Annotated in this window: 18 protein-coding genes; 12 read left to right on the plus strand and 6 right to left on the minus strand. The window is 73.0% G+C overall.

Annotated features, from left to right (window positions below):
• Positions 1–22 precede the first annotated feature (22 nt).
• Positions 23–1750, plus strand: coding sequence for a 2-oxoglutarate dehydrogenase, E2 component, dihydrolipoamide succinyltransferase (gene sucB, locus ACIP82_RS33710; protein ID WP_400659005.1), 1728 nt, complete (start codon positions 23–25; stop codon positions 1748–1750).
• A 154-nt stretch (positions 1751–1904) separates the two neighbouring features.
• The gene (locus tag ACIP82_RS33715) at positions 1905–2420 is read left to right on the plus strand and encodes a DUF4240 domain-containing protein (RefSeq protein ID WP_363611409.1); all 516 of its coding nucleotides are present in this window, start codon (positions 1905–1907) and stop codon (positions 2418–2420) included.
• Between the two features lie 69 nt (positions 2421–2489).
• On the opposite strand, the gene ACIP82_RS33720 is transcribed toward ACIP82_RS33715, so the two are convergent.
• Together ACIP82_RS33720 and ACIP82_RS33725 are read right to left on the minus strand one after the other, a co-directional pair.
• Entirely contained in the window at positions 2490–3506 is a 1017-nt protein-coding gene (locus ACIP82_RS33720; RefSeq protein ID WP_400659007.1) for a DUF2510 domain-containing protein, read from the minus strand.
• A 141-nt stretch (positions 3507–3647) separates the two neighbouring features.
• Complete coding sequence (locus ACIP82_RS33725; protein WP_363611413.1) at positions 3648–4145, minus strand: GNAT family N-acetyltransferase; 498 nt, start codon at positions 4143–4145, stop codon at positions 3648–3650.
• A gap of 63 nt (positions 4146–4208) precedes the next feature.
• On the opposite strand from ACIP82_RS33725, the gene ACIP82_RS33730 reads away from it, so the two are divergent.
• The 3 genes from ACIP82_RS33730 to ACIP82_RS33740 all read left to right on the plus strand — a co-directional run bounded on the left by ACIP82_RS33730 (position 4209) and on the right by ACIP82_RS33740 (position 8325).
• Entirely contained in the window at positions 4209–5114 is a 906-nt protein-coding gene (locus ACIP82_RS33730) for a TIGR01777 family oxidoreductase (RefSeq protein WP_400659010.1), read from the plus strand.
• A gap of 491 nt (positions 5115–5605) precedes the next feature.
• The gene (locus tag ACIP82_RS33735) at positions 5606–6937 is read left to right on the plus strand and encodes an FAD-dependent oxidoreductase (protein ID WP_400659012.1); all 1332 of its coding nucleotides are present in this window, start codon (positions 5606–5608) and stop codon (positions 6935–6937) included.
• A gap of 161 nt (positions 6938–7098) precedes the next feature.
• Positions 7099–8325 (plus strand): cation:proton antiporter, encoded by a 1227-nt coding sequence (locus ACIP82_RS33740; RefSeq protein ID WP_400659014.1) that lies wholly within the window; start codon positions 7099–7101, stop codon positions 8323–8325.
• An 80-nt stretch (positions 8326–8405) separates the two neighbouring features.
• Here the strand turns inward: ACIP82_RS33740 and ACIP82_RS33745 are convergent, their stop codons facing one another.
• Positions 8406–10226, minus strand: coding sequence for a regulator (locus tag ACIP82_RS33745; protein WP_400659016.1), 1821 nt, complete (start codon positions 10224–10226; stop codon positions 8406–8408).
• Positions 10227–10534: 308 nt separating this feature from the next.
• On the opposite strand from ACIP82_RS33745, the gene ACIP82_RS33750 reads away from it, so the two are divergent.
• From ACIP82_RS33750 to ACIP82_RS33775, 6 genes are all read left to right on the plus strand, one after another.
• On the plus strand, positions 10535–11296 hold the full coding sequence (locus ACIP82_RS33750; RefSeq protein WP_363611425.1) for a 3-hydroxybutyrate dehydrogenase: 762 nt from the start codon (positions 10535–10537) through the stop codon (positions 11294–11296).
• Positions 11297–11497: 201 nt separating this feature from the next.
• Positions 11498–13453 carry a GAF domain-containing protein gene (locus tag ACIP82_RS33755; RefSeq protein ID WP_363611427.1) on the plus strand — a complete coding sequence of 652 codons (1956 nt, stop codon included), beginning with the start codon at positions 11498–11500 and terminating at the stop codon, positions 13451–13453.
• 133 nt (positions 13454–13586) lie between these two features.
• A complete protein-coding gene (gene lipB / locus ACIP82_RS33760) occupies positions 13587–14384 on the plus strand; it encodes a lipoyl(octanoyl) transferase LipB (protein ID WP_400659019.1) in 798 nt (265 codons plus the stop codon).
• Positions 14385–14512: 128 nt separating this feature from the next.
• Complete coding sequence (locus ACIP82_RS33765; RefSeq protein ID WP_363611431.1) at positions 14513–15469, plus strand: lipoyl synthase; 957 nt, start codon at positions 14513–14515, stop codon at positions 15467–15469.
• Positions 15470–15741: 272 nt separating this feature from the next.
• A complete protein-coding gene (locus ACIP82_RS33770) occupies positions 15742–15939 on the plus strand; it encodes a hypothetical protein (protein ID WP_363611433.1) in 198 nt (65 codons plus the stop codon).
• Positions 15940–16121: 182 nt separating this feature from the next.
• Positions 16122–16820: a DUF4191 domain-containing protein gene (locus tag ACIP82_RS33775; protein WP_400659022.1), complete on the plus strand. Its 699-nt coding sequence runs from the start codon at positions 16122–16124 to the stop codon at positions 16818–16820.
• Positions 16821–16915: 95 nt separating this feature from the next.
• Here the strand turns inward: ACIP82_RS33775 and ACIP82_RS33780 are convergent, their stop codons facing one another.
• Positions 16916–17383, minus strand: coding sequence for an RDD family protein (locus ACIP82_RS33780; protein WP_363611437.1), 468 nt, complete (start codon positions 17381–17383; stop codon positions 16916–16918).
• A 253-nt stretch (positions 17384–17636) separates the two neighbouring features.
• Here ACIP82_RS33780 and glnA point away from each other — a divergent pair, with 253 nt between their 5' ends.
• Positions 17637–19049 (plus strand): type I glutamate--ammonia ligase, encoded by a 1413-nt coding sequence (gene glnA, locus ACIP82_RS33785; protein WP_363611439.1) that lies wholly within the window; start codon positions 17637–17639, stop codon positions 19047–19049.
• Positions 19050–19302: 253 nt separating this feature from the next.
• Here the strand turns inward: glnA and ACIP82_RS33790 are convergent, their stop codons facing one another.
• A complete protein-coding gene (locus ACIP82_RS33790) occupies positions 19303–20133 on the minus strand; it encodes a restriction endonuclease (RefSeq protein WP_400659025.1) in 831 nt (276 codons plus the stop codon).
• 218 nt (positions 20134–20351) lie between these two features.
• Positions 20352–22976, minus strand: coding sequence for a pPIWI_RE module domain-containing protein (locus ACIP82_RS33795; RefSeq protein ID WP_400659027.1), 2625 nt, complete (start codon positions 22974–22976; stop codon positions 20352–20354).
• Positions 22977–22995 lie beyond the last annotated feature (19 nt).

Here is a 22995-nt window from a genome sequence, read left to right on the forward strand (position 1 = left end):
CTTGATAGGAGTCGCTGAAACCATGGCGGTCTCAGTAACACTGCCCGCGCTGGGCGAGAGCGTTTCCGAGGGAACCGTCACCCGTTGGCTGAAGGCCGAGGGTGAGCGCGTGGAGGTCGACGAGCCGCTGCTCGAGGTCTCCACCGACAAGGTCGACACCGAGATCCCGGCCCCGGCTTCGGGCATCCTGGCCTCGATCAAGGTCGGCGAGGACGAGACCGTCGAGGTCGGCGCCGAGCTGGCGATCATCGACGACGGCACCGGCGCCCCGGTCGCGGCCCCCGCGCCGGCCGCCGAGGCCGCGCCCGCCGCCGCTCCGGCTCCGGTCGCCGCCCCGGCCCCCGTCGCCCCGGTTGCCGCTCCGGCCCCGGCCGCGCCGGTCGCCGAGGCCCCGGCCGCCGACGCCACCCCGGTCCTGCTGCCCGCGCTGGGCGAGTCGGTCACCGAGGGCACCGTCACCCGCTGGCTGAAGGCCGAGGGTGAGACGGTCGAGATCGACGAGCCGCTGCTCGAGGTCTCCACCGACAAGGTCGACACCGAGATCCCGTCGCCGGTCGCCGGCGTCGTCGTGAAGATCCTGGTCGGCGAGGACGAGACCGCCGAGGTCGGCGCCCAGCTCGCGCTGATCGGTGCCGCCGGTGCCGCCGCTCCGGCTCCGGCCCCGGTTGCCGCTCCGGCTCCGGTCGCCGCCCCCGCTCCGGTTGCCCCGGCCGCCCCGGTGGCCGCTGCTCCGGCTCCGGTCGCCGCCCCGGCTCCGGTCGCCCCGGCCGCCCCGGCCCCGGTCGCCCCGGCCCCCGTCGCCGCTCCGGCCGCCCCGGTGGCCGACGCCGGTGATGCCTACGTCACCCCGCTGGTGCGCAAGCTCGCCGCCGAGCAGGGCGTCGCCCTGACCGCCGTCACCGGCACCGGTGTCGGCGGCCGTATCCGCAAGCAGGACGTCATCGCCGCCGCCGAGGCCGCGAAGGCCGTACCGGCCCCCGTCGCCGCCGCTCCGGCCGCCGCGCCGAAGGCCGCCGCCGCGCCGTCCCCGCTGCGGGGCCAGACCGTCAAGATGACCCGCATGCGCAAGGTCATCGGCGACAACATGATGAAGGCCCTGCACGAGCAGGCCCAGCTGACCAGCGTGGTCGAGGTGGACCTCACCAAGATCATGTCGCTGCGCGGCAAGGCCAAGGACGCCTTCCTCGCCCGTGAGGGCGTGAAGCTGTCCCCGATGCCGTTCTTCGTCAAGGCCGCCGCCCAGGCGCTGAAGAGCCACCCGGTCATCAACGCCCGGATCAACGACGCCGAGGGCACCATCACCTACTTCGACTCCGAGAACATCGGTATCGCGGTGGACTCCGAGAAGGGTCTGATGACCCCGGTCATCAAGGGTGCGGGCGACCTCAACATCGCCGGCATCTCCAAGAAGACCGCGGAGCTGGCCGGCAAGGTGCGCGACAGCAAGATCACCCCGGACGAGCTGTCCGGCGCCACCTTCACCATCAGCAACACCGGCTCGCGCGGTGCGCTGTTCGACACCGTCATCGTCCCGCCGAACCAGGCCGCCATCCTGGGCATCGGCGCGACCGTCAAGCGCCCGGTCGTCATCGAGGCCGACGGCGGCACCGCCATCGGCATCCGCGACATGACCTACCTGTCGCTCTCCTACGACCACCGCCTGGTGGACGGCGCCGACGCCGCCCGCTACCTGGTGGCCGTCAAGGAGATCCTGGAGGCCGGCGAGTTCGAGGTCGAGCTCGGCCTGTAAGGCACCAGCGAGCACGGCAGTCCCCGGAGCCCCCGCGTCGTCCCCGGACGGCGCGGGGCTCCGCGTTTTCGTGGCCCCCCGTCTCCGGGGGTTTCCGCGTTTCGTGAGCCCATCGCATGCGGTTGCGCGGGTGAACGGGGATGCTGGAGCGGTGATGGACGAGACCGACTTCTGGCAGATCATCGACGAGACCCGGGAGGCCGCCGAGGGCGACCCGGACGAGCAGGCGGAGCGCCTGGTGGAGCGGCTCGTCCAGCTGACCCCGGACGACGTCATCGACTTCGCGCGGCTCTTCGAGGCCCGCTTCCAGCGCGCCTACCGCATCGACCTCTGGGGAGCGGCCTACCTGCTGCTGGACGGCGCCTCCGAGGACACCTTCGACTTCTTCCGCTGCTGGCTGATCGGTCAGGGCCGGGAGGTGTTCGAGGGCGGGCTGTACGATCCGGACGACCTGGCGGAGCTGCTGCCCGGCTTCGACGAGGAGGAGGACGGCGAGGCCGAGGATCTCGGCTACGCCGCCGACGAGGCGTACGAGCAGCTGACCGGGCTGCCGCTGCCCGAGGTGGGCGGGCGGCAGCCCGCGCGGCCGGCCGGTGCGGCCCTGGACTTCGACGATCCGGACACCATGGCGAAGCGTTTCCCCAAGCTCTGGGAGCGCTACGGGGACTGACACACGCCTCCCGCCGGGCGACCGGAGCGAGCCCCGGGGGTGGCTCGCGGGAGACGCCCCCGGCGGGCGTCAGATGGTGGAGCCGGTGGCGGTGCCGTCCTGCTTGATGCCCTTGAGGATCTGGTCGAGCACGGTCGGGTCGGGTGCGCTCGGGTCGTCGTCCACCCCGCCCTCGAAGGCGACGTAGCCGCCGCCCTTGGCCGGGACGGCCGCCAGCAGGACGTAGCCCCGGGTGCCGTCGGTGGTCTTGATGCGCCAGCGCACGGCGTACCCCGGGACGCCCGCCACCGTGGTGGCGAAGGAGCCCGCGTCGGTGTGCGAGGCGATGCCGGTGAAGATCGCCGCCGCGTAGGCGGGCATCGCCGCCTCGGCCGCCGCGCGGGCGCTGGCGCCCGCGATGGTCTCCTTCTCGACCGAGAACTGGCCGCGGATGCACGAGCCGCCGCCCGGGCAGGTGTACCGGCCGGTGCCCAGGAAGACCGTCGAGTGCGCGCTGTCGGTCTGGGCGTCCCAGTCCTCGAAGACCGGCACGATGATGGCGTGCCGGCTGTCGGAGACGGTGTCCTTGACGATCGGCGCGGGGAGCGGGGTCGTCGTCGGGGTGGGCGTGCGCGGGGTCGGGGTCGGGCTGGGGCTCGAGCTGTCCGAGACGGTGACCGTGGGCGTCGGCGCCGGGCCCGCCTGCGGCTTGTCGCTGTTGTTGAGCGCGATCCCGGCCACCACACCGACCACGGCCAGCACCGCGAGGACGACGGCGACGGCCACGCCCGGCTTCATCCGGCCCGGCCGCGGTGGGGGCGGGTAGCCGCCCTGGGGGTAGCCGTAGGCCTGCGGGGCCTGGCCCGGGTAGCCGTAGCCGGGGGCGCCCTGCTGCGGGGCTCCGTAGCCGTATGCGGGTGGCGGGGCGGAGACCGGCTGCTGCGGGGGCTGCCAGGTCTGGGTCGGGGCGTCGGCGAGCTGGGCACCGCCCGCCTGGACGGGACGGACGTCACTGGTCCAGGCGTTGCCGTCCCACCAGCGCTCATGACCGGCTGCGCCGTCCGCACCCGGTACCGGGTACCACCCGGGAGGCGTCGAATTGCTCACGGCCGTACGGTACCCGGCGCGGCAGCACCCCAGACAGGTGCGGATTGTCACGACTCTGCACCACCCACGCCAGCGATCTGACGCTTCGTCAGACGGATGGGGCGGGTGGTGCAGGTGATCCGGTCAAGCGGCCAGGGCGGCTCAGGCGGTCAGCGACCGGGCCATCCAGATGTCGTCCACGTACTGGCCGTCGATCAGGAACTCCTCGGCGAGCGAGCCCTCGACGACGAAGCCGCAGCTCTCGTAGAGCCGCCGGGCCGGGGCGTTGTGGCCGAGCACGCGCAGGGTCATCCGGCGGGCGCCCTGTTCCTTGGCGGCCTCGCAGGCGGCCTCGACCAGCGACCGCCCGATGCCCCGGCCGCGGACCGAGGAGTCGACGGCCAGGCCCTGGATCTGACGGACGTGCTGGTTGCTGGCCAGCGGGGTGGGCGGGACCGGGCGGACGTAGCCGACGATCCGGCCGCCGAGCAGGGCGAGCAGGAACTGGTCCGGGAGGTGACGCTCGTCGAAGACGCCGTCCTCCTCCGCGGGCCGCGGGGAGACCTCGGAAAGAGTGGACCAGGTGGCGCGGTTGAGGGTGGCGAGCTCCTGTTCGTCCTCGGGCTGCGCGGAACGGATGATCAGATCGTCGTCGGACATGCGCGTCATGCTAATCAGCCGCGTCCCGAAGGCATACGGATTTTGAGCTGCGAGGATGGGCCCATGCGCATCGCGGTCACAGGCTCCACGGGATTGATCGGCTCGGCACTCGTCCACTCGCTGCTGGCGGACGACCACGAGGTGGTCCGGCTGGTCCGGCACCGCTCCAGGACGGGCCCACAGGCCGACGGGACGACGGCGATCGGCTGGAACCCCCAGCTGGGCCAGGTCGACCGGGACGGGCTGGCCGGCGTCGAGGCGGTGGTGCACCTGGCCGGCGCCGGGGTCGGCGACGGCCGCTGGACGGACTCCTACAAGCGGGAGATCCGGGAGAGCCGGGTGCTCGGCACCGAGACGCTGGCCGTCGCGCTGGCGAACCTGAAGGAGCCGCCCCGGGTGCTGGTCAGCGCCTCCGCGGTCGGCCTGTACGGACAGACCGGCGACCGGGTGATCGACGAGGACTCCCCCGCCGGGGACGACTTCCTGGCCGAGGTCTGCGTCGAGTGGGAGGCCGCCGCCCGGCCCGCCGAGCGGGCCGGCATCCGGGTGGTCCACCCGCGCACCGGACTGGTGCTCTCCGCCGCCGGCGGGGCCGGTGGGCGGCTGTTCCCGCTCTTCCGGCTGGGGCTCGGCGGGCGGCTCGGCGACGGGCGCCAGTACTGGAGCTACATCTCGCTGGCCGACGAGGTCGCCGCGCTGCGGTTCCTGATCGACCGGGACGACCTCGCCGGCGCCTTCAACCTCACCGCGCCGGAGCCGGTGACCAACGCCGAGCTGACGGCGGCACTCGGGCGGGCGCTGAAGCGGCCGACGCCGTTCCCGGTGCCGGAGGCGGTGCTGAAGGCCGTGCTGGGCGAGCTGGCGATCGAGGTGGTCGGCAGCCACCGGGTGGTGCCCCGGCGGCTGCTGGAGGCCGGATTCCGGTTCGAACACCCGGACGTGGACTCGGCGGTGCGGGCGGCGCTGTAGGCGCGCTCCGGGTTCGGCGGTACGTCGGCGTTGCGTCGGCGCATGTCGGTGTTGCGTCGGCGCTGCGGTCGTCGCGGTGCCGTTGGTGGTGTCGCCGATGGTGTCGTTGGTGCGGTTGTCGCACCGGGACGGCCGCCCCGGCCCGTCCACTCTCGTCCGCGTACGCCCGCTACGGCGTTTGCCCTGGCCAGGGGCATATGCCGGGCGGGGAACCGACGGGGCTCCCGGGAGGGGCGCACGGGAGCACACGGTGGGCGCGTCGCACGCCCCCGGTGACCGTGCGCGCCCGTAGCCCCCGAACCCGGCCCCTTGGGCGCACAGTCCGTGACCGCGCCCCCGCCGGATGCCGCCGAGCCCTTTCCGGGCCCGGGATACGGCCCGGTACGACGGTCTGACGCTCACATTGACTGGGCATCACATCGTCGGACCGTGTCCCGGCACCCCGCTGCCTGCGTCGGCCGAAGCTCCGGGACCAGGGAGGGAGCACGCCAGTGCCCACGTACGACTTCACTCGCCGCGCTCGCCGGCAGTCCGACCCGGACGTCATCGTGGTGGGCGCCGGCCTCGCGGGCCTGGCCGCCGCCCGCGCGCTCACCGGCCATGGCCTGTCCGTCCAGGTCCTGGAGACCACGGACCGGATCGGCGGCCGGATGGCCACCCGCGAGCTGGACGGATTCCGGCTCGACCACGGCAGCCACCTGCTGAACACCGCCTTCCCCGAACTCCGCCGCACACTCGACCTCGACCGCCTCGATCTGCGGCCCCTCGCCCCCGGCGTGCTGGTCCACAGCGGCGGCCGCCGCTACCGCGCCGGGGACCCGCAGCTGACCGCCGCCCGGCAGGCCACCACCCGGGCACCGCTGGGCAGTCCGCTGGACAAGGCCCGGCTGGGCAACTGGCTCAGCCGGCTCGCCGCCACCCCGGCCGGGCGGCTGCAGGCCCGGCCGGAGACCACCGCCGCCCGCGCGCTCGCCGAACGCGGCCCGGCCCCCCGCACCGTCGACGGCTTCCTGCGGCCGCTGCTGAGCGCCCTGCTCAGCGACCCGGACCTGGGCACCAGCAGCCGGATCGCCGACCTGGTGCTGCGCTCCTACGCGCGCGGACGGCTCTGTCTGCCCGCCGCCGGAATCGCGGCCGTGCCGGCCCAGCTCGCCGCCGCCCTGCCCGCCGGCACCGTGCGGACCGGGGTGCAGGTCACCTCGATCACGGCCGACGGTGTGGAGACCGCCGGGCACGGACGGATCGGCGCGCAGGCCGTCGTGGTGGCCACCGACGGACAGTCCGCCACCGGGCTGCTGCCGGGGCTGCGGCTGCCCGACTTCCACCCCGTGACCACCTTCTACCACGCGGCCCACCGGCCCCCGGTCGGCGAGGCCGTCCTGCTGCTCGACGGCGACCGGCCCGGCGGCCACCCGCCGCTGGTCTCGCACTCGCTGGTACTCAGCGAGCTGCACCCCTCGTACGCCCCGGCCGGGCAGGCGTTGATCGCGACCACCGTGCTCGGGCGGCGTACCTTCGACGCCGGCGGGCCCGCCGCACTCGAACCGGCGGTGCGCGGGCGGCTGGCGGAGCTGTACGGGACACCGACCAAGGGCTGGCACTTCCTGAGCGTGCGGCACCTGCCCGACGCCCTGCCGGCCATGCCGCCGCCGCACAACAGCCGGCGCCCGGTCCGGGTGCTGGCCGGGCTGTACGTCTGCGGCGACCACCGGGACACCAGCAGCGTCCAGGGTGCGCTGGTCTCGGGGCGGCGGGCGGCACAGGCCGTGGTGCGCGACCTCGGCCTGCCGACCGCGCCCCGGGCGGTGGAGGCGGCGGCCTAGGCGTGTCTACGGCGGCGCGGGCCGCTCTCCCGTGGCGGCAGGGGGTGGCACCCGCGGTGGCGTGAACACGTGACCGGGCTGCGATGGCGGCAACCGACGACATGCCAGTATGCCGATATGACCGCTAATCGGATGGCATTCCCCTCTCGGCCGGTTGCGCGGTGAGCGCCGGAGTCCAGGTCCAGCCCCTGGCGCTGATCCTGATCCCGGCCGCCGCCGTGGCCGCGCCGCTGCTCGCCGACCGGCTGCTGCGGTGGATCGCCGTGCCGACCGTGGTGTTCGAGATCGTGCTCGGCGTCCTGATCGGCCCGGACGTCCTGGACTGGGCGCACGTCGGCGGCCTGGTCGACGCGTTCTCGCGGTTCGGCCTGGCCATGCTGATGTTCCTGGCCGGCTACGAGATCGACTTCGCCAGGCTGCGCGGCGGCCCGCTCAGACGGGCGGGCGCCGCGTGGCTGACGACCCTGGCGGTGGCGCTGGGGGTGGGCGCGATGGTCAACCGCGACCCGCTGAACGGCGCCTTCGCCGGGCTGGCGCTCACCACCACCGCGCTCGGCACCATCCTGCCGATCCTCCGCGACGCCGGTGAACTGCCCACCCCGTTCGGCTCGTTGGTGATGGCCACCGGCGCGGTCGGCGAGTTCGGGCCGATCATCGCGATCGCGGCGCTACTCAGCGGCAACACCCCGGCCAGGGCCGCCGTCATCCTCGGCGCCTTCGCGGTGATCACGGTGGTCGCGGTGAGCTGCGCCCGCCGGCCCCGGCCGGCGTGGATGACCCGGCTGATCCGGCACACCCTGCGCACCTCCGGGCAGTTCGCGATCCGCACGGTGATGCTGGTGCTCGCGGCGATGGTGGCCGCCGCACTCTGGCTCGACCTGGACATGCTGCTCGGCGCCTTCACCGCCGGCGTCGTCTCCCATCTGCTGCTCTCCGACGTGCCGGAGGCCGAGGAGGCGGTGATCGAGGCCAAGCTGGAGGGCATCGGCTTCGGCTTTCTCGTCCCGGTGTTCTTCGTCGTCAGCGGGATGAAGTTCGACCTGGACGCGCTGCTGAACGAGCCCGGCACGATGCTGCTCGTCCCGGTGTTCCTGCTGCTGCTCCTGGTGGTGCGCGGGCTGCCCGCCGCGCTGCTCGCGCCGATCGGGCTCGGGCGGCGCGACCGGGCGGCGCTCGGGCTGTACGGCGCGACGGCGCTGCCGCTGGTCGTGGTGATCACCACGATCGAGGTGAACGCGGATCACCTGCCGTCCTCCACGGCGGCCGCGCTGGTCGGTGCGGGCATGCTCTCCGTCCTGCTCTTCCCGCTGCTGGCCCAGCAGTTGCGCGGCGGCGCGCGCCCGCCGGCGGAGCAGGGCCGACCCAGGGTACGCGCCGAGAGCTGGTGAGCCCCGCCGGCCGGCCCTCGCCCGGGCGGGCGGTGGCCGGCCATGCGGCGGGCGGGCAAGCGGCGGCCGGACGGCGGGCGTCAGATCACCCCCGTCTGACGGGCCGTCTCCTCGAACGCCCGGGCCACCGGGCTGCCCCGGTAGGGGGCGAGCCGGCGGTGGAAGTCCCGCACGTACTCCAGCGAGCGGGCCGAGCGCATCTCCCCGGCCGCCCGCAGCGCGTCGGTGGCCATGGTGCACGCCTCGTCGAGGTCCCCCATGCCCAGCCGGGCCGTGGCCAGCACCAGCCGGCAGAAGATCCGGCTGCGGGCGTAGGCGGGCGAGCGCAGCCGCAGCGACTTCTCCGCGTGCTGGGCGGACGTCCGCCACTGCTGGAGGTCCCGGTAGCAGTGCGCGAACTCGTCGGCCAGCTGCGCCTCGTCGAAGTACCGTGCCCAGGTGGGCAGTTCGTCGACGGGACGGGCCGCGGCGAGGGACCGCTCGGCGCGTACCAGGGCGGTGGTGCAGGACCGGACGTCCCCCAGCAGGCCGTGCCCGCGCGCCTCGGCCGCGTGCAGCAGCGACTGCACGACGGGCGGCACGGCGGTGCCCACGCCCTGCTGGGCGACCCGGGCCAGCTGGACGGCCTCCCGGCCGTGCCCGAGGTGCACCGCCTGCTGGCTCATCGTCACCAGGACGTACCCGCCGAGCACGCGGTCCCCCGCCGCCTGGGAGAGCCGCAGCGCCTGGACGAAGTAGCGCTGGGCCAGACCGTGCGCGGCGATGTCGAAGGACGTCCAGCCGGCCAGCCTGGTCAGGTCGGCGACCGCGGCGAACAGCGCCCGCCCGATCTGCTCGCCGTAGCGGCCGCGCAGCATCGGCTCGGCCTCGCTCTCCAGGTAGCGGACCAGCGCCTGCCGGGCGTGGCCGCCGCCGTACGCGTGGTCCAGCGCGCGGAAGAGGTCCCCGACGGCGCGGATGGCGGCGATGTCGCCCCGGCCGACCCGCAGCGCCGGGCGCTGCTCGCGGGCCGGGTCGCTGTAGGGGGGCTCGACGGCCAGCGGCGGGCGCCGGCTCTGGACCGGTACCCGGCCGAGCGCCGTGGAGGCGGCGGCGCCCGGGACGCCCGCCCTGGCCGGCGCCGCGCCCGGCGCTCCGGGGGCGGGGCCGCGCACCGGGGGCACCGGGGACCCGCCGGGCGCGGGCGCTCCGGCGGGCGGCGCGCCCGCGGCGGGGTCGGGGCGGGCCAGCGTGGAGCCGTCCCGGGCGACCCGCTCGTCGGTGCGGCCGATCAGCCAGTCCCGGCTGGGCACCACCAGCCCGGCCGGGGTGAACGCGATCCGCCGCAGCTCGGACTGCGGGCCGTTGTCCTTGCGCCACATGCTCGCCACGATGTCCACCGCCTCCTGCGGCGTCTCGGCGAACTCCAGCCCGGCGTAGACCGGGGCGCAGGCGTCCAGGCCGAGGTCCTGGGCGGTGAGGCGGCGGCCGAGGCGGCGGGTGAAGACCTCGGCGATCAGCGCCGGGGTGGCGCCGCGCGGCTGCTGGCCGCGGAGCCAGCGGGTGACCGAGGTCTTGTCGTAGCGCAGGTCCAGGCCGTGCTCCAGGCCCAGCTGGTCGACCCGGCGGGCCAGACCGGCGTGCGAGAAGCCGGCCTCCTCGATCAGCGCGGCCAGCTGGCCGTTCTGCGGGGCCGGGCCGGAGTGGCCGGCGACGGGCGGGGCCGGGGCGGCGGTCGTCCCGTCCGGGGGCGCGAGGGGCGCCGGGTGCCGGTCGGGGGTGGCCTGCTCGGGCAGCCGCCGTTCGTCGGCGGTCGGGGCGTCGGGGGCGTCCGGAAGGGCCCGGCCGACCGGCCCCCGGTGCTGGTCGAGCGGGTCGAGCGGTCCGTACGCCGGGCTGTCGGTTGCAGGCCGTTGGGGCATAGTCAGTCAACACCTCTCAGACGCCGTACCGGCTCCACCAGCACTTCGGCTGCCTGTGGCGGCGCCCCTGTCGGGAATCGGCGTGAATGTAGCGAGCATTCGGGCGCTATGGGCGGTTCTGACCGAGCAATCCTCCGAACGGGTGAAGCATCCGCGCCCATTGTGGGGAAGTCCGGACAGAGTGGGTTTGGCTTTGGCCGACCGAACCGCCGATCGACCGTCATAGCGGTGAACGCCACACTCTCCCGGGGTGCTGTAGTTCCCCACGACATAGGAGACGGGCCGCCGGATTCCTACCGTTCTCGGCCATGGACACCACTTCAGCCCGCCCGCTCGACGGTCGTACGGCCCTGGTCACCGGAGCCGCCTCGGGCATCGGCCGGGCCTGCGCCGAGGCCTTCGCCGAGGCCGGCGCCCGGGTCTACGTCGTCGACCTCGCGGCCGGTCCGGCCCAGGAGCTCGCCGCGCGGATCGGCGGCGTCGCGCACGTCGCCGACCTCTCCGACCCGGAGGCGGTGGAAGCCCTGCCGGACGACGCCGACATCGTGGTCAACAACGCCGGCCTCCAGCACGTCGCCCCCGTGCACGAGTTCCCGCTCGACCGCTTCACGCTGATCCAGCGGGTGATGGTCGAGGCCCCGTTCCGCATCCTGCGCCGCACCCTGCCGCACATGTACGAGCGGGACTGGGGGCGGGTGGTCAACATCTCCTCCGTCCACGGCCTGCGCGCCAGCGCCTTCAAGTCCGCCTATGTCACGGCCAAGCACGCGCTGGAGGGCCTGAGCAAGACGGTCGCGCTGGAGGGCGCCCCGTACGGCGTCACCAGCAACTGCATCAACCCGGGGTACGTACGGACCCCGCTGGTGGAGAAGCAGATCGCCGGACAGGCGCTGGCGCACGGCATCCACGAGGACGAGGTGGTGGAGCGGATCATGCTCGACCGCACCGCCGTGAAGCGGCTGATCGAGCCCGACGAGGTGGCGCAGCTGGCCCTCTGGCTCTGCTCGCCGCACGCCTCCTACATCACCGGCGCCAGCCTGCCCGTGGACGGCGGCTGGACCGCGCACTGACGCCCGCGCGGGCCCCCGGCCGGGCACCGGCCCGATGGCGCCACCGCGCGGCCCGGCTCCGTACCGGCCCCGCGGTGGCCGCCGCCCACTACCGCACGGGCGCCGGCCACCCGGTCCACCCGCACGAGTGGGCGGCTGAGCAGCTACGATCGCGCTTCCGTCCCTGGGGCCAGAGACCCACTGCCGATTGGCGGCCGTACCGTGAACGACCCCCACCCCCGGACCAGCTCGGCGCCCGCGCTGCGGCGGCTGCTCGACCTGCTCGCCTCCGGTGCCGCGACCGAGGACTTCGCCGAGGTGCTGGCCGCCGCGCGTCGTCAGGGGGCGCCGGCCGCCGTACTGAGCGAGATCGACGACGCCACCTGGCAGGCCCTGCGGGTGCACCGGACCCTGCGTCAGCACCGCCGCCGCGAGGCCGAGCTGACCGCGCTGTTCGACACTGCCGGGGACCTGGCCGGCTCCCGGGACCTGGACACCGTGCTGCAGGCGATCGTGCGCCGGGCCCGGCTGCTGCTCGGCACCGACACCGCCTATCTCACCCTCCCGGACCGGGCCGCCGGCGACACCTACATGCGGGTCACCGACGGTTCGGTGTCCGTCCTCTTCCAGACCCTGCGGCTGAGCCTCGGCGACGGCCTCGGCGGCCTGGTCGCCCAGACCGCCCGGCCGTACGCCACCCCCGACTACCGCACCGACGAGCGCTTCCACCACACCGGCACGATCGACGCGGGCGTCCTGGACGAGGGGCTGGTGGCGATCATCGGGGTACCGCTGCTGCTCGGCGGGCAGGTGATCGGCGTGCTGTTCGCCGCCGACCGCTCGCCGCGCGCCTTCTCCCCCGACGAGGTCGCGCTGCTCTGTTCGCTGGCCGCGCACGCCGCGATCGCGCTGGACACCGCCAAGTCACTGGCCGACACCCGGGCCGCGCTGGCCGAGCTGAACAGCGCGAACGAGCTGATCCGGGCCCACTCCGCCGCCGTGCAGCGCGCCGAGCAGGGCCACGACCGGCTCACCGACCTGGTGCTGCGCGGCGCCGAGGTGCCGGACGTGGCCGCCGCGGTGGCGGCGCTGCTGGACGGCGAGATAACGGTCCTGGACACCGAGGGCGAACCGCTGGCCGGCCGGGCCGCGCCCGCCGACGGGCTGGCCGCGGCGGTCGCCGCCTCCCGGGCCGAGGGCCGGTCGGTGCGGCACGGCGACGCCTGGGTCTGCGCGGTGCTGGCCGGCCAGGAGCCGCTGGGCACCCTGGTCCTGCGCGGCCGGCCCGGCCTGGACGACGCCGACCGGCGGCTGTTCGAGCGGGCGGGCGTGGTGACCGCGCTGGTCCTGCTGCTGCGCCGCTCGGTCGCCGAGACCGAGAACCGGGTCCGCGGCGAACTGCTCGCCGATCTGCTCACCAGCCCCGACCGCGACCCGGCCGGACTGACCGCGCGCGGCCGCCGGCTCGGTGTGGACCTCGGCCGCCCGCACCTGGTGCTGGTCGCCGAGCCGGCCGGTGCCCCGGGCACCGCCGCCGTCGACCGCGGCCGACTGGCCGGCGCCGCCGGACGCTACCTGTTCGGCTCGCGGGGCATCAGCGCGGAGCACGGCGAGGCGGTGGTGCTGCTGGTGCCGGACGACGGCACCGACGGCCCGGCCGGATCCGGCGGACCCACCGGGCCGGACGGCGCCCTGCGGGCGGCCGAGCGGGCCGCCGAACGGCTCGCCCGGCTGGCCGGCTTCCCGGTCACCGTGGGCGCCGGACGCCCGGCCGCCGGGCCGCCGGCGCTGGCCGCCTCGTACGCCGAGGGGCTGCGCTGCGTCCGGGCGCTGCGGGTGCTCGGCCGGGCCGGGGACGGCGCCTCGGCCCGGGCGCTCGGCTTCCTCGGGGTGCTGCTCGGCGACGGCCACGACGTGGACGGGTTCGTCGGCGCGACGCTCGGCCCGCTGCTGGAGTACGACGCCCGGCGCGGCACCGAGCTGGTGCGCACCCTGCGCGCCTACTTCGACTGCGGCGGCAGCCTGACCCGGGCCAAGGACGAACTGCACGTCCACGTGAACACGGTCGTGCAGCGGCTGGACCGGGTCGAGATCCTGCTCGGCCGGGACTGGAACCACCCCGAGCGCTCGCTGGAACTCCAGCTGGCGCTCCGCCTCCAGCTGCTCTCGGGCGCCTGAACACCCGGTTCGCGCCGGGGCGTACAGTGGCGAGGTTGGTCTCGAACCCCTGGCAAGGAGCAGTGGTGAGCGAGCGGAGCATCGCAGGGTGCGCGTCTCGCGAGGCGGCCACCGAGCGCGGGAAGGTGGACGCATGAGCGAGAACGTGCGGTTCGTACGCATGGGCATAGGCGCGGGGGCGATCCCCTACCCGGAGGCCTGGGAGGAGCAGCAGCGGCTGCACGCGCTGCGCGTCGCGGACGAGATCCCCGACACCGTGCTGCTACTGGAGCACCAGCCCGTGTACACGATGGGCAAGCGGACCAACCCGGCCGACCTGCCGCTGGACGGCACACCGGTGGTCGAGGTCAACCGCGGCGGCGAGATCACCTGGCACGGCCCCGGCCAGCTGGTCGGCTACCCGATCGTCAAGCTGCCCGAGCCGATGGACGTCGTCGCGTACGTGCGGCGGCTGGAGGAGGCGCTGATCCGCTCCTGCGGCGAGTTCGGCGTGGAGACCTCCCGGGTCGAGGGCCGCAGCGGGGTCTGGGTCCTGGGCGAGACCATCCCGGACGCGGTGGTGGACCCGTCGCAGGTGGTGGACATCGGCAAGCTGACCCTGCGGATGGGCCTGCCGCTGGGCATCGACCCGCGGCTGGCCGGCCCCGAGTACGCGCCGTCCAACGCCGGCCAGCGCGGCGACGACCGCAAGCTCGCCGCGATCGGCGTCCGGGTCGCGCGCGGTGTCACCATGCACGGCTTCGCGCTGAACTGCGACCCGGACATGACCTGGTTCGACCGGATCGTGCCCTGTGGCATCCGCGACGCGGGCGTCGGCTCGGTCTCCTCGGAGCTGGCCCGCGACTTCGCCGTCGGCGAGGCGCTGCCCGTGGTGGAGAAGCACCTGACGGCCGTGTTCGCCGAACTGCCCGAGCCCGCACCCGGCCGCTGAACGCCGGGCCGAGGGAATCTACCCGCCGGTAGCGCTGTTGCCCTGCGATTGCGGGCCACGGGCCCGGCCAAGGCCGTACAAGCACAGGCGTACCCTGGGGGTACCCCGTCTAGTTCTAGGAGTCGCACGTGTCCGCTGTCGCACCCGACGGCAGGAAGCTGCTCCGCCTGGAGGTCCGCAACAGCGAGACCCCCATCGAGCGGAAGCCCGAGTGGATCAAGACCCGCGCGAAGATGGGCCCGGAGTACAACGCCCTCCAGTCGCTGGTGAAGAAGGAGGGGCTGCACACCGTCTGCCAGGAGGCCGGCTGCCCCAACATCTTCGAGTGCTGGGAGGACCGCGAGGCGACCTTCCTCATCGGCGGTGACCAGTGCACCCGCCGCTGCGACTTCTGTCAGATCGACACCGGCAAGCCCGCCGAGTTCGACCGCGACGAGCCGCGCCGGGTCGCCGAGTCCATCGTCACCATGGACCTCAACTACGCCACCATCACCGGCGTCGCCCGCGACGACCTGGCCGACGGCGGTTCCTGGCTGTACGCGGAGACGGTGCGCCAGGTGCACGCGCTGACCGCCGGCCGCGAGGCCGGGCGCACCGGCGTCGAGCTGCTGATCCCCGACTTCAACGCGGTGCCCGAGCAGCTGGCCGAGGTCTTCTCCTCCCGCCCCGAGGTGCTGGCGCACAACGTCGAGACGGTGCCGCGGATCTTCAAGCGGATCCGGCCCGCGTTCCGCTACGAGCGCTCGCTGGACGTCATCACCCAGGCCCGCGCGGCCGGGCTGGTGACGAAGTCCAACCTGATCCTGGGCATGGGCGAGACCCGCGAGGAGGTCAGCCAGGCGCTGGCCGACCTGGTCGGCGCCGGCTGCGAGCTGATCACCATCACCCAGTACCTGCGCCCCTCGCTGCGCCACCACCCGGTGGAGCGCTGGGTCAAGCCGCAGGAGTTCGTCGAGCTGCAGCAGGAGGCCGAGGAGCTCGGCTTCGCCGGGGTCATGTCGGGCCCGCTGGTGCGTTCGTCGTACCGGGCCGGGCGGCTGTACCGGCAGGCGCTGGAGCGCCGCGCGCAGGCGTCGGCGGTCTGACGGCGGCGGTCCGGCCACGGCGGCCCGGGCGGCGGCGGTCCGACCACGGCGGCCCGGGCGGCGGCGGTCAGGGCGGGCGGCTGATTTCGGCCAACCGGCGTGAACCACCCGAGGGGCGGGGCTTCGGCCCCGCCCCTTTCGGTTCATCGCGCTTTGACTGCCTGGTCACGGGCTGGTAACACGGGGTGGTGACGATGGAAGCGTTGCCGCTGACGAGGCCCTCGCGGGCGCGGTCGGTGGATTGTTCTCAGCCACGAGGGGAGCTGTTCGACATGCAGGTCGGCATGCAGGTCGGCATCCGGTCGGTGGGCAGCGCACTGCGGCTCGCGGAGAGCGTGCTGCTGGCGGGCGGCCAGCGGCAGGCCCGGCGCAACGCCTGGGCGGCCGTCTGCGAGAACCGCCGGTACGCGGCGGACCGGGAGCGCGACGCGCCGCAGGCCGGTCCGGTGCCGGGGTCCGGGCGCCGGTAGGGCTTGCAGGGCCGGTCCGGCGAGCCCCGGGACAGGCCGTCCCCGCCGGTCAGGGCGGGTGCGGCGGCCGAACGGCGGTGGGCGCCGGGCCGGCCTCGGCGTGTCGGCGTGCGGGCCCCCGGGTCACGGTTCGGGGCGAACGGGTACCCGGGCTTGGATATCCCGTACCCACGCCACGTACCATGAGCGTTATGGCGAGGGAAACATCCGAAAACCCCGGGCGGCTGAAGCAGATCCGCACGGCGTACACCATGACCAAGAAGGTCGACACCAAGATCGGCCTGATCATCGCCGGCGTCGGCCTGCTGACCTTCGGCGTGTTCCTCGCCATCGGCTTCGCGATCGACCACCCCGTCTACCTGGGCATCCTGGGCTTCATCGTGGCCTTCCTGGCCATGGCGATCGTCTTCGGGCGCCGGGCCGAGCGCGCGGCGTTCGGACAGATGGAGGGGCAGCCGGGGGCCGTCGCGGCGGTGCTGAACAACATCCGGCGTGGCTGGAGCGCGAGTTCGACCCCGGTCGCGGTCACCCGTAACCAGGACGCGGTCTACCGCGCCGTGGGCCGGGCCGGCATCGCGCTGATCGGCGAGGGCAACCCGAACCGGGTGCGCCAGCTGCTGGCCTCCGAGAAGAAGAAGATGGCCCGTGTGGTCGGCGACGTGCCGGTGCACGACATCGTGGTGGGCAACGGCGAGGGCGAGGTCCCGCTGAAGAAGCTGCAGATCCACCTGATGCGGCTGCCCCGCGCCATCACCCCCTCCCAGGTCACCGAGACCAACGACCGGCTGCGCGCGCTGGGCGACCTGCTCTCCAAGGCGCCGATCCCCAAGGGCCCGATGCCCAAGGGCGCCCGGATGCCCAAGGGCGGCCAGGTACGCTGACCCCCTCCCCCGTTGACATGAGACGGCCCCGCCGCGGAACTTCCGCGGCGGGGCCGTTCGACGTTCTCCGGCCGGACCGGATCCGGTCCTCCGGGCTACATCCGGACCTCGACCGTGCCGACCGCCTTGTCGTGCAGACCGCGGGTGTCCCGGTCCCAGACCAGCGCCGGCACCAGCAGGCAGAGCAGCAGGGTGCGCAGCAGCACCTGCGGGATGGTGGCGCGGCCGCCGTCGAGCCGGACCACCCGCAGACCGAACAGCCGCTTGCCGACGGTCGTTCCCGCGGTGGCGAGCAGCAGCACGGTGACCGCGAAGAACAGCGGGGTGGTCCAGAGGTTGGCCGAGGCCGCGGTGCCCTTGCCGATCAGCCCGTAGGCGACCAGGGAGACCAGCCAGCCGTCGACGAACAGCGCGCCGATCCGGCGGCCGGGGCCGGCGATCGAGCCGGGACCCTCCTGGGGGAGTCCGAGGCGCTCACCGCGGTAGCCGAAGTCGGCTCCCATCTTCTCGGCGGCCGCCTTCGGGCCGTCGATCCACGATCCCAACGCTTCTCTGGTGTCCACGAATCCACACTAACCGGGCGGGCCCGCCGGGCCGCCACCGGCTCCCCCGGAGGGTGAATCGCGTCGCCCGGGCTTCCCGCGTGGTCCAGACCACTCAAGGGGCCCGGCCCGCGCCGCTCAAGCGTTTTGCCCCGGAGCGTACGTCTTTGCCGCCCGCTCAACGACGGCGGTTAACATTCAGGAAACGACCGGGTCACCGGTTGGAAACGGGCCATTCCTAGGGTGAGCCCCATTCGCACGCCGAGGAGGATGGATGTTCAACAACGCCGCCGAAGTGAAGCAGTTCATTCAGGACAACGACGTGAAGTTCATCGATGTCCGGTTCTGCGATCTCCCGGGCGTCCTGCAGCACTTCTCCGTGCCCGCGGCGACCTTCGACCCCTCCGAGATCCTGATGTTCGACGGTTCGTCGATCCGGGGCTTCCAGGCCATCCACGAGTCGGACATGGCCCTGGTCGCGGACCTGGCCACGGCCCGCCTGGACCCGTTCCGCAAGGAAAAGCACCTCAACATCAACTTCTTCATCCAGGACCCGGTGACGGGCGAGGCGTACAGCCGCGACCCCCGCAACGTCGCCAAGAAGGCCGAGGCCTACCTCGCCTCCTCCGGCATCGCCGACACCGCGTTCTTCGGCCCCGAGGCCGAGTTCTACGTATTCGACTCGGTGCGGTTCGAGACCAGCGCCAACGCGTCGTACTACCACATCGACTCCGAGGCCGGCGCCTGGAACAGCGGCTCCGCCGAGGGCGACGCGCGCGGCTACAAGGTGAAGTACAAGGGCGGCTACTTCCCCGTCCCGCCGGTGGACCACTTCGCCGACCTGCGCGCCGAGATGTCGCTGGAGCTGGCCGCGGCCGGCCTGGAGGTCGAGCGCCAGCACCACGAGGTCGGCACCGCCGGCCAGGCCGAGATCAACTACAAGTTCAACACCCTGCTGCACGCCGCCGACGACCTGATGCTGTTCAAGTACATCATCAAGAACGTCGCCTGGCGCAACGGCAAGACCGCCACCTTCATGCCCAAGCCGATCTTCGGCGACAACGGCTCCGGGATGCACGTCCACCAGTCGCTGTGGACCGAGGGCTCGCCGCTCTTCTACGACGAGCAGGGCTACGCCGGGCTCTCCGACACCGCGCGCTACTACATCGGCGGCCTGCTCAAGCACGCCGCCTCGCTGCTGGCGTTCACCAACCCCTCGGTGAACTCCTACCACCGCCTGGTGCCGGGCTTCGAGGCACCGGTCAACCTGGTGTACTCGCAGCGCAACCGCTCCGCCGCGATCCGCATCCCGATCACCGGCTCCAACGCCAAGGCCAAGCGCATCGAGTTCCGCGCACCGGACCCGTCGTCCAACCCGTACCTGGCCTTCGCCGCCATGCTGATGGCCGGCCTCGACGGCATCAAGAACAAGATCGAGCCGCTGCAGCCGGTCGACAAGGACCTCTACGAGCTGGCGCCCGAGGAGCACGCCAACGTGCCGCAGGTGCCGTCCTCGCTGCCGGCCGTGCTGGAGGCCCTGGAGGCCGACCACGAGTACCTGCTCGCGGGCAACGTCTTCACCCCCGACCTCATCGAGACCTGGATCGACTTCAAGCGCACCAACGAGATCGCCCCGATCGCGCTGCGGCCGCACCCGCACGAGTTCGAGCTGTACTACGACCTGTAAGAGGCGGCTCCGACCTGCGGAAACGCAGTTCGATCTCTCAGTGTTTCCGCAGGTCAGCACCTCGCTGACCTGCGGAAACGCCAGCCGCCCGACTCGCGCCGAATGCTCTGGGACTCGCGATGTGAAATGAGAGTGCACTGAGTTCGATCTCGATATGAGTTCTGTGTAGTGCCTGACCGCGAACCCCTGGCTGCCCACCCTGGCCCCAGAGTCTCCGCCACCCAGGTGTGGCCGAGCTCCGGCAAGTGCACGCCTATAGGCCCCTCTCAATCGAAGTCGCGATGGCGCGAAGGCGCTTCGCCGCCGATCGCGCGTCACCGATCCGGTAGGTCGCATAGCGCGGATCCTGCACATCCTCAATGCTCCGCACGATGTCCAGGTCGAGGCGGTCGAACAGCCTGAACGTGTCAAGCAGTTCGTCGATGTTCGGCTCCAACGGCGACCCACGCTCGATCAGCGAGACATCGCGTGCCGAAACGGCCTCCTCCGTCTCCGACTCGGTCTTGAGTCGGGAGATGACGAGGGACAGGACGTCGAGCTCGCGCTGCCGCGTGTCGATGAGCCCGGCGAGCCTGGACAGCCCGTCCGGCACCTCGAACAGCATCCCGACATCCGCCGGCCCCAGGCCGAGGGCCTTGGCGGATCTGACGACCTGGCCCAGCTCGTCGGCGGTGATGAGCGCCCACTGCTTCCGCTTGGCCATGTTCTTGATCGTGTCGCCGCTGAAGGCGGGGCCGACGATAGCGACGTACTCCGCAGAACGCTTCTCCTTGTGCGTGTCGATTGCCACGTCACTCACGTTGTTGTGCATGACCCGACCGGATGACGTCGACTTTCCGTCCACGATCGCGGTCCGCAACGACCCGTTGCCGTCGTACCACTGCACGAGAATGTCGGTGTCACCGGAACCACTGATCCGCTGGGCGCGGAGGCCCATGTGCCTGAACGCGCTCTCGATGTACACCTCGAACGCCGCACCGGCTGGCACGCCGTCGGCGCCTGGGTCGACGGAGCTGCGCGTCAGTGATTCCACGATGAGCGAGAACTTGTCCGGTTCGCCCGGCGCGCCCGACGTGCTCTGCACCAGGTCCGGCGACAGCTCCAGCTCTGCGGCGGCCTCCGGCAGGTGCGGTTCGGCTAAAACTACGACCTGTAGAACCCCCTCCGCCCTGCGGAAATGCAGGGCGGCCTCTCACCGTCTGCGCAGGCTGGCACCTCGCTGGCCTGCGCAGACGTCATGGCGTCGGTTCCGGGGCTGGCTTCGCGAACTCGTCGGGGCCGAGGCGGTCGGCGATTCCGTGCTCAGGAACCGCCGGAATCGGCAGCCGGGCCACGCATCGCTGCAAACGGGAGGACGTACTCCTTCGCCAGGCGTGCGAGGTGCAGCGGAAGAGGGTAGCCCAGCGGCGGATAGTCGTCGTGGTAGCGGAGTTGGTGGGTGAGGGTGGCCCAGTCGAGGGGATTGTCCGGCTGTCCGGACGAGGTGCGGCAGCCGAGGACCGTGACTTCCAGGAGCTTGGGGTTCCAGGCCGTCGCTCCGGGCGCCGTCCGAGCTCCCGGGGCCGGAGTGAGCTTCATCAAGCCCTTGGGCCTTGCCGCGCTGGGCGGAGTACCCGTCGTGCTGGCGAAGACGCGGTTGTCCGGATCGTCCGACGACGCCCAAACACCTTCCGAGAAGCCGATCCCGGACGCACCGTCGTGGGCGTACCACTCGGGTACTTCGTCCCGGCCGTTGTCGTCCCGGACCAGGACCATCCGCAGGTCCTCGCCGTAGAGCGAGAGGCGCTGCGCAGGCCCGGAGCCGAAGGCAAGCAGGTCACGATGGAGCCCACCGTTGCGCAGATGCGGCCAGCACTGCCTGAGGTTGCCCGAGTTGGCCAGCACCAGGGTCGGCCGGTCACGCAGCCGGAAGAGCACCGTACGGATCTCGCGTTCCAGATCGGTGAACGGTTCCGCGGCCGTCCCCGCGAGGGAGAGCAGCATGCTCGGGTAGGGCACCCATTCGGCCCGCTCAGCGTCCCAGCCCTCGACCGTTCCCGAGCCGGCGTCCGTACGCACGCGGACCGCGACCAGACGACGGGCCGCGCTCCGGGTGGGTCCGTCCTTCGTGCAGCGGACCAGCCAGAGCGCGACGTACTGCAGGTTCTTCGGGATGTCGTCGCCCGCCCGGTGGACGGGCGGGCTGACCGCGCCGAGCTGCCGGAAGGCATCCAGCCAGGCCCAGTTCGCCCTGTGCTCCAGGTCGGCGGCCCCTGGTCCCGGCAGGTTGATGAACTGGGTGAGCCGCCTCTGGCGCGCGTGGGCCACACGCAGCGCGTGCTTGGGGTCGGAATCGGGGATCGAGGCGAAGGTCTCCTTCCCGGCGATCTCGGCGATCACCAGGCCGACCCCCTCTCCCTTCCACGGCTCCACCCCCTCCACCAGGGCGCAGCGCTCCTCGACGGCCTCCGCCAGACGGACGGCGGCCGGGCGCCTACGGTCGCCGGAGAGGACCAGGGCGCTCGCCAGTGCCCCGGCCTGCCTGGTCCTGATCCTGATCCTGATGCCTTCGGCGGTCCAACCGGTCGTGCCGCCCTCATCCGTCCGGCACCCCGGTGCGAGGCCGATGACCGTCGGGAGGGACGCGAGCAGGGCGTCCCTGGTCTGCGGCGACTGCCAGAGGACCTCCACATCCAGCGGTCGGCCCCCGAGGGCCAGGCCCAGCGCCGCCCGGCGGCCCAGGGCCTGCTTCGCGTCCCTGGTTCCCCGCTCGCCAGTTCGCGCCGACCTGGGCAGCAGTGCGGGTGTGTTCCGCCGTGTGACCCGGCAGAGGTCCGGCACCCGACGCAGGACCGGGCTCAGCACCTGCTCGATCCAGGCGTCTAGTCCTGCCCGCTCACGGGGCATCAGGCCGGCACCGACCCCGTGCGGGCCGAGGACCGGGTGGTGGACGATTCCGGCGGCCACGCCCTGTCCGCCATTGAGCCACTTCTCCGGGAGACCAAACAACTCCTCCGGCTCCGGGTACCGCGATGTGAGGTCCAGATCGGGAAGGAGCATCGCGGGACTGCGCCGCTTCCAGCCGATGCCGTTCGAACTCCGGTCGTATCCGAGGGTGTTGACCATCAGGCGGTAGCCCCGGTCGGGCCCTTCGGGCCAGGGGAGCGGACTGTCGAGCAGGACGGTGGCCCCGCCCAGCTTCCAGCGGGGAATGTCCAGCCGGGTGGCCCAGCGGCGCACCCCCGTGGCCACGTGGACCCGGAAACGCTCGCCGAACGGCGTGGTGTGCACGGTGACGGTCAGGAGGGCCGAGTAGTACCAGGTCTGCTTCCGGTACTCGTACCGCAGCGGCGGCCAGGAGACCAGGTCGACACCGCCGGTGCCGGAACTGACGACCCGGAAGTGGAGGGTACGGCCTCCGGCCTGGAACGGAGCACCGGCCAGCCGGAAGGCCACAGCCTCGGGGAGCAGGTGGTACAGCCTCGCTGCGGGCTCCGCGGTGCCACCGCCGGACACGGCCGTCTCGGTGAGGTCGACGCGTTCGACCTTCCACTCCGGCAGGAGAGGGGTCTCGGGCTCGTCGTCGGCCAGCAGCAACTGCTCCATGTCGGCCGCGCCGTCCTCGTCACCGGAGAGGGTCGCGGCCCAGGTGCCGATCAACGGTGCGAGCACCTCCCTCGGGACTGGCTCGCGTGCGTAGAGCCAGGGAAGGGGACCGTCGGCTCCGGCAGTGCGGCCGGTCGCCAGCACACCCGGCGCCCAGGCCCGGAGCAGCGCGTGAAGGCGTCCCGTCGGAAGGTGCGGCCGGTGAGCACCGCGCGTCTCCCGCTGTCGGTGCGTCAACTCCTTCTGCAGGTCATCACCGAGCCGAAGGACGTGCAGCTCCTGCTCCCAGGAGCCGTGCCCGGGGTCGGGCTCGTAGGCGACGGGGCGGATGGCGTGATACACGGCAGTACTCCTCTGGTGG

It is taken from the genome of Kitasatospora sp. NPDC088548 (assembly GCF_044753005.1).
In the GTDB taxonomy this organism is placed as follows: Bacteria; Actinomycetota; Actinomycetes; order Streptomycetales; family Streptomycetaceae; genus Kitasatospora.

Bases quoted from the DNA above. Each gene is read 5' to 3' on its own strand.
- sucB (WP_400659005.1), top strand. From the start codon at position 23: ATGGCGGTCTCAGTAACACTGCCCGCGCTGGGCGAGAGCGTTTCCGAG.
- ACIP82_RS33715 (WP_363611409.1), top strand. From the start codon at position 1,905: ATGGACGAGACCGACTTCTGGCAGATCATCGACGAGACCCGGGAGGCC.
- ACIP82_RS33725 (WP_363611413.1), bottom strand. From the start codon at position 4,145: ATGTCCGACGACGATCTGATCATCCGTTCCGCGCAGCCCGAGGACGAA.
- ACIP82_RS33730 (WP_400659010.1), top strand. From the start codon at position 4,209: ATGCGCATCGCGGTCACAGGCTCCACGGGATTGATCGGCTCGGCACTC.
- ACIP82_RS33745 (WP_400659016.1), bottom strand. From the start codon at position 10,226: ATGCCCCAACGGCCTGCAACCGACAGCCCGGCGTACGGACCGCTCGAC.
- ACIP82_RS33750 (WP_363611425.1), top strand. From the start codon at position 10,535: ATGGACACCACTTCAGCCCGCCCGCTCGACGGTCGTACGGCCCTGGTC.
- lipB (WP_400659019.1), top strand. From the start codon at position 13,587: ATGAGCGAGAACGTGCGGTTCGTACGCATGGGCATAGGCGCGGGGGCG.
- ACIP82_RS33770 (WP_363611433.1), top strand. From the start codon at position 15,742: ATGCAGGTCGGCATGCAGGTCGGCATCCGGTCGGTGGGCAGCGCACTG.
- ACIP82_RS33775 (WP_400659022.1), top strand. From the start codon at position 16,122: ATGAGCGTTATGGCGAGGGAAACATCCGAAAACCCCGGGCGGCTGAAG.
- glnA (WP_363611439.1), top strand. From the start codon at position 17,637: ATGTTCAACAACGCCGCCGAAGTGAAGCAGTTCATTCAGGACAACGAC.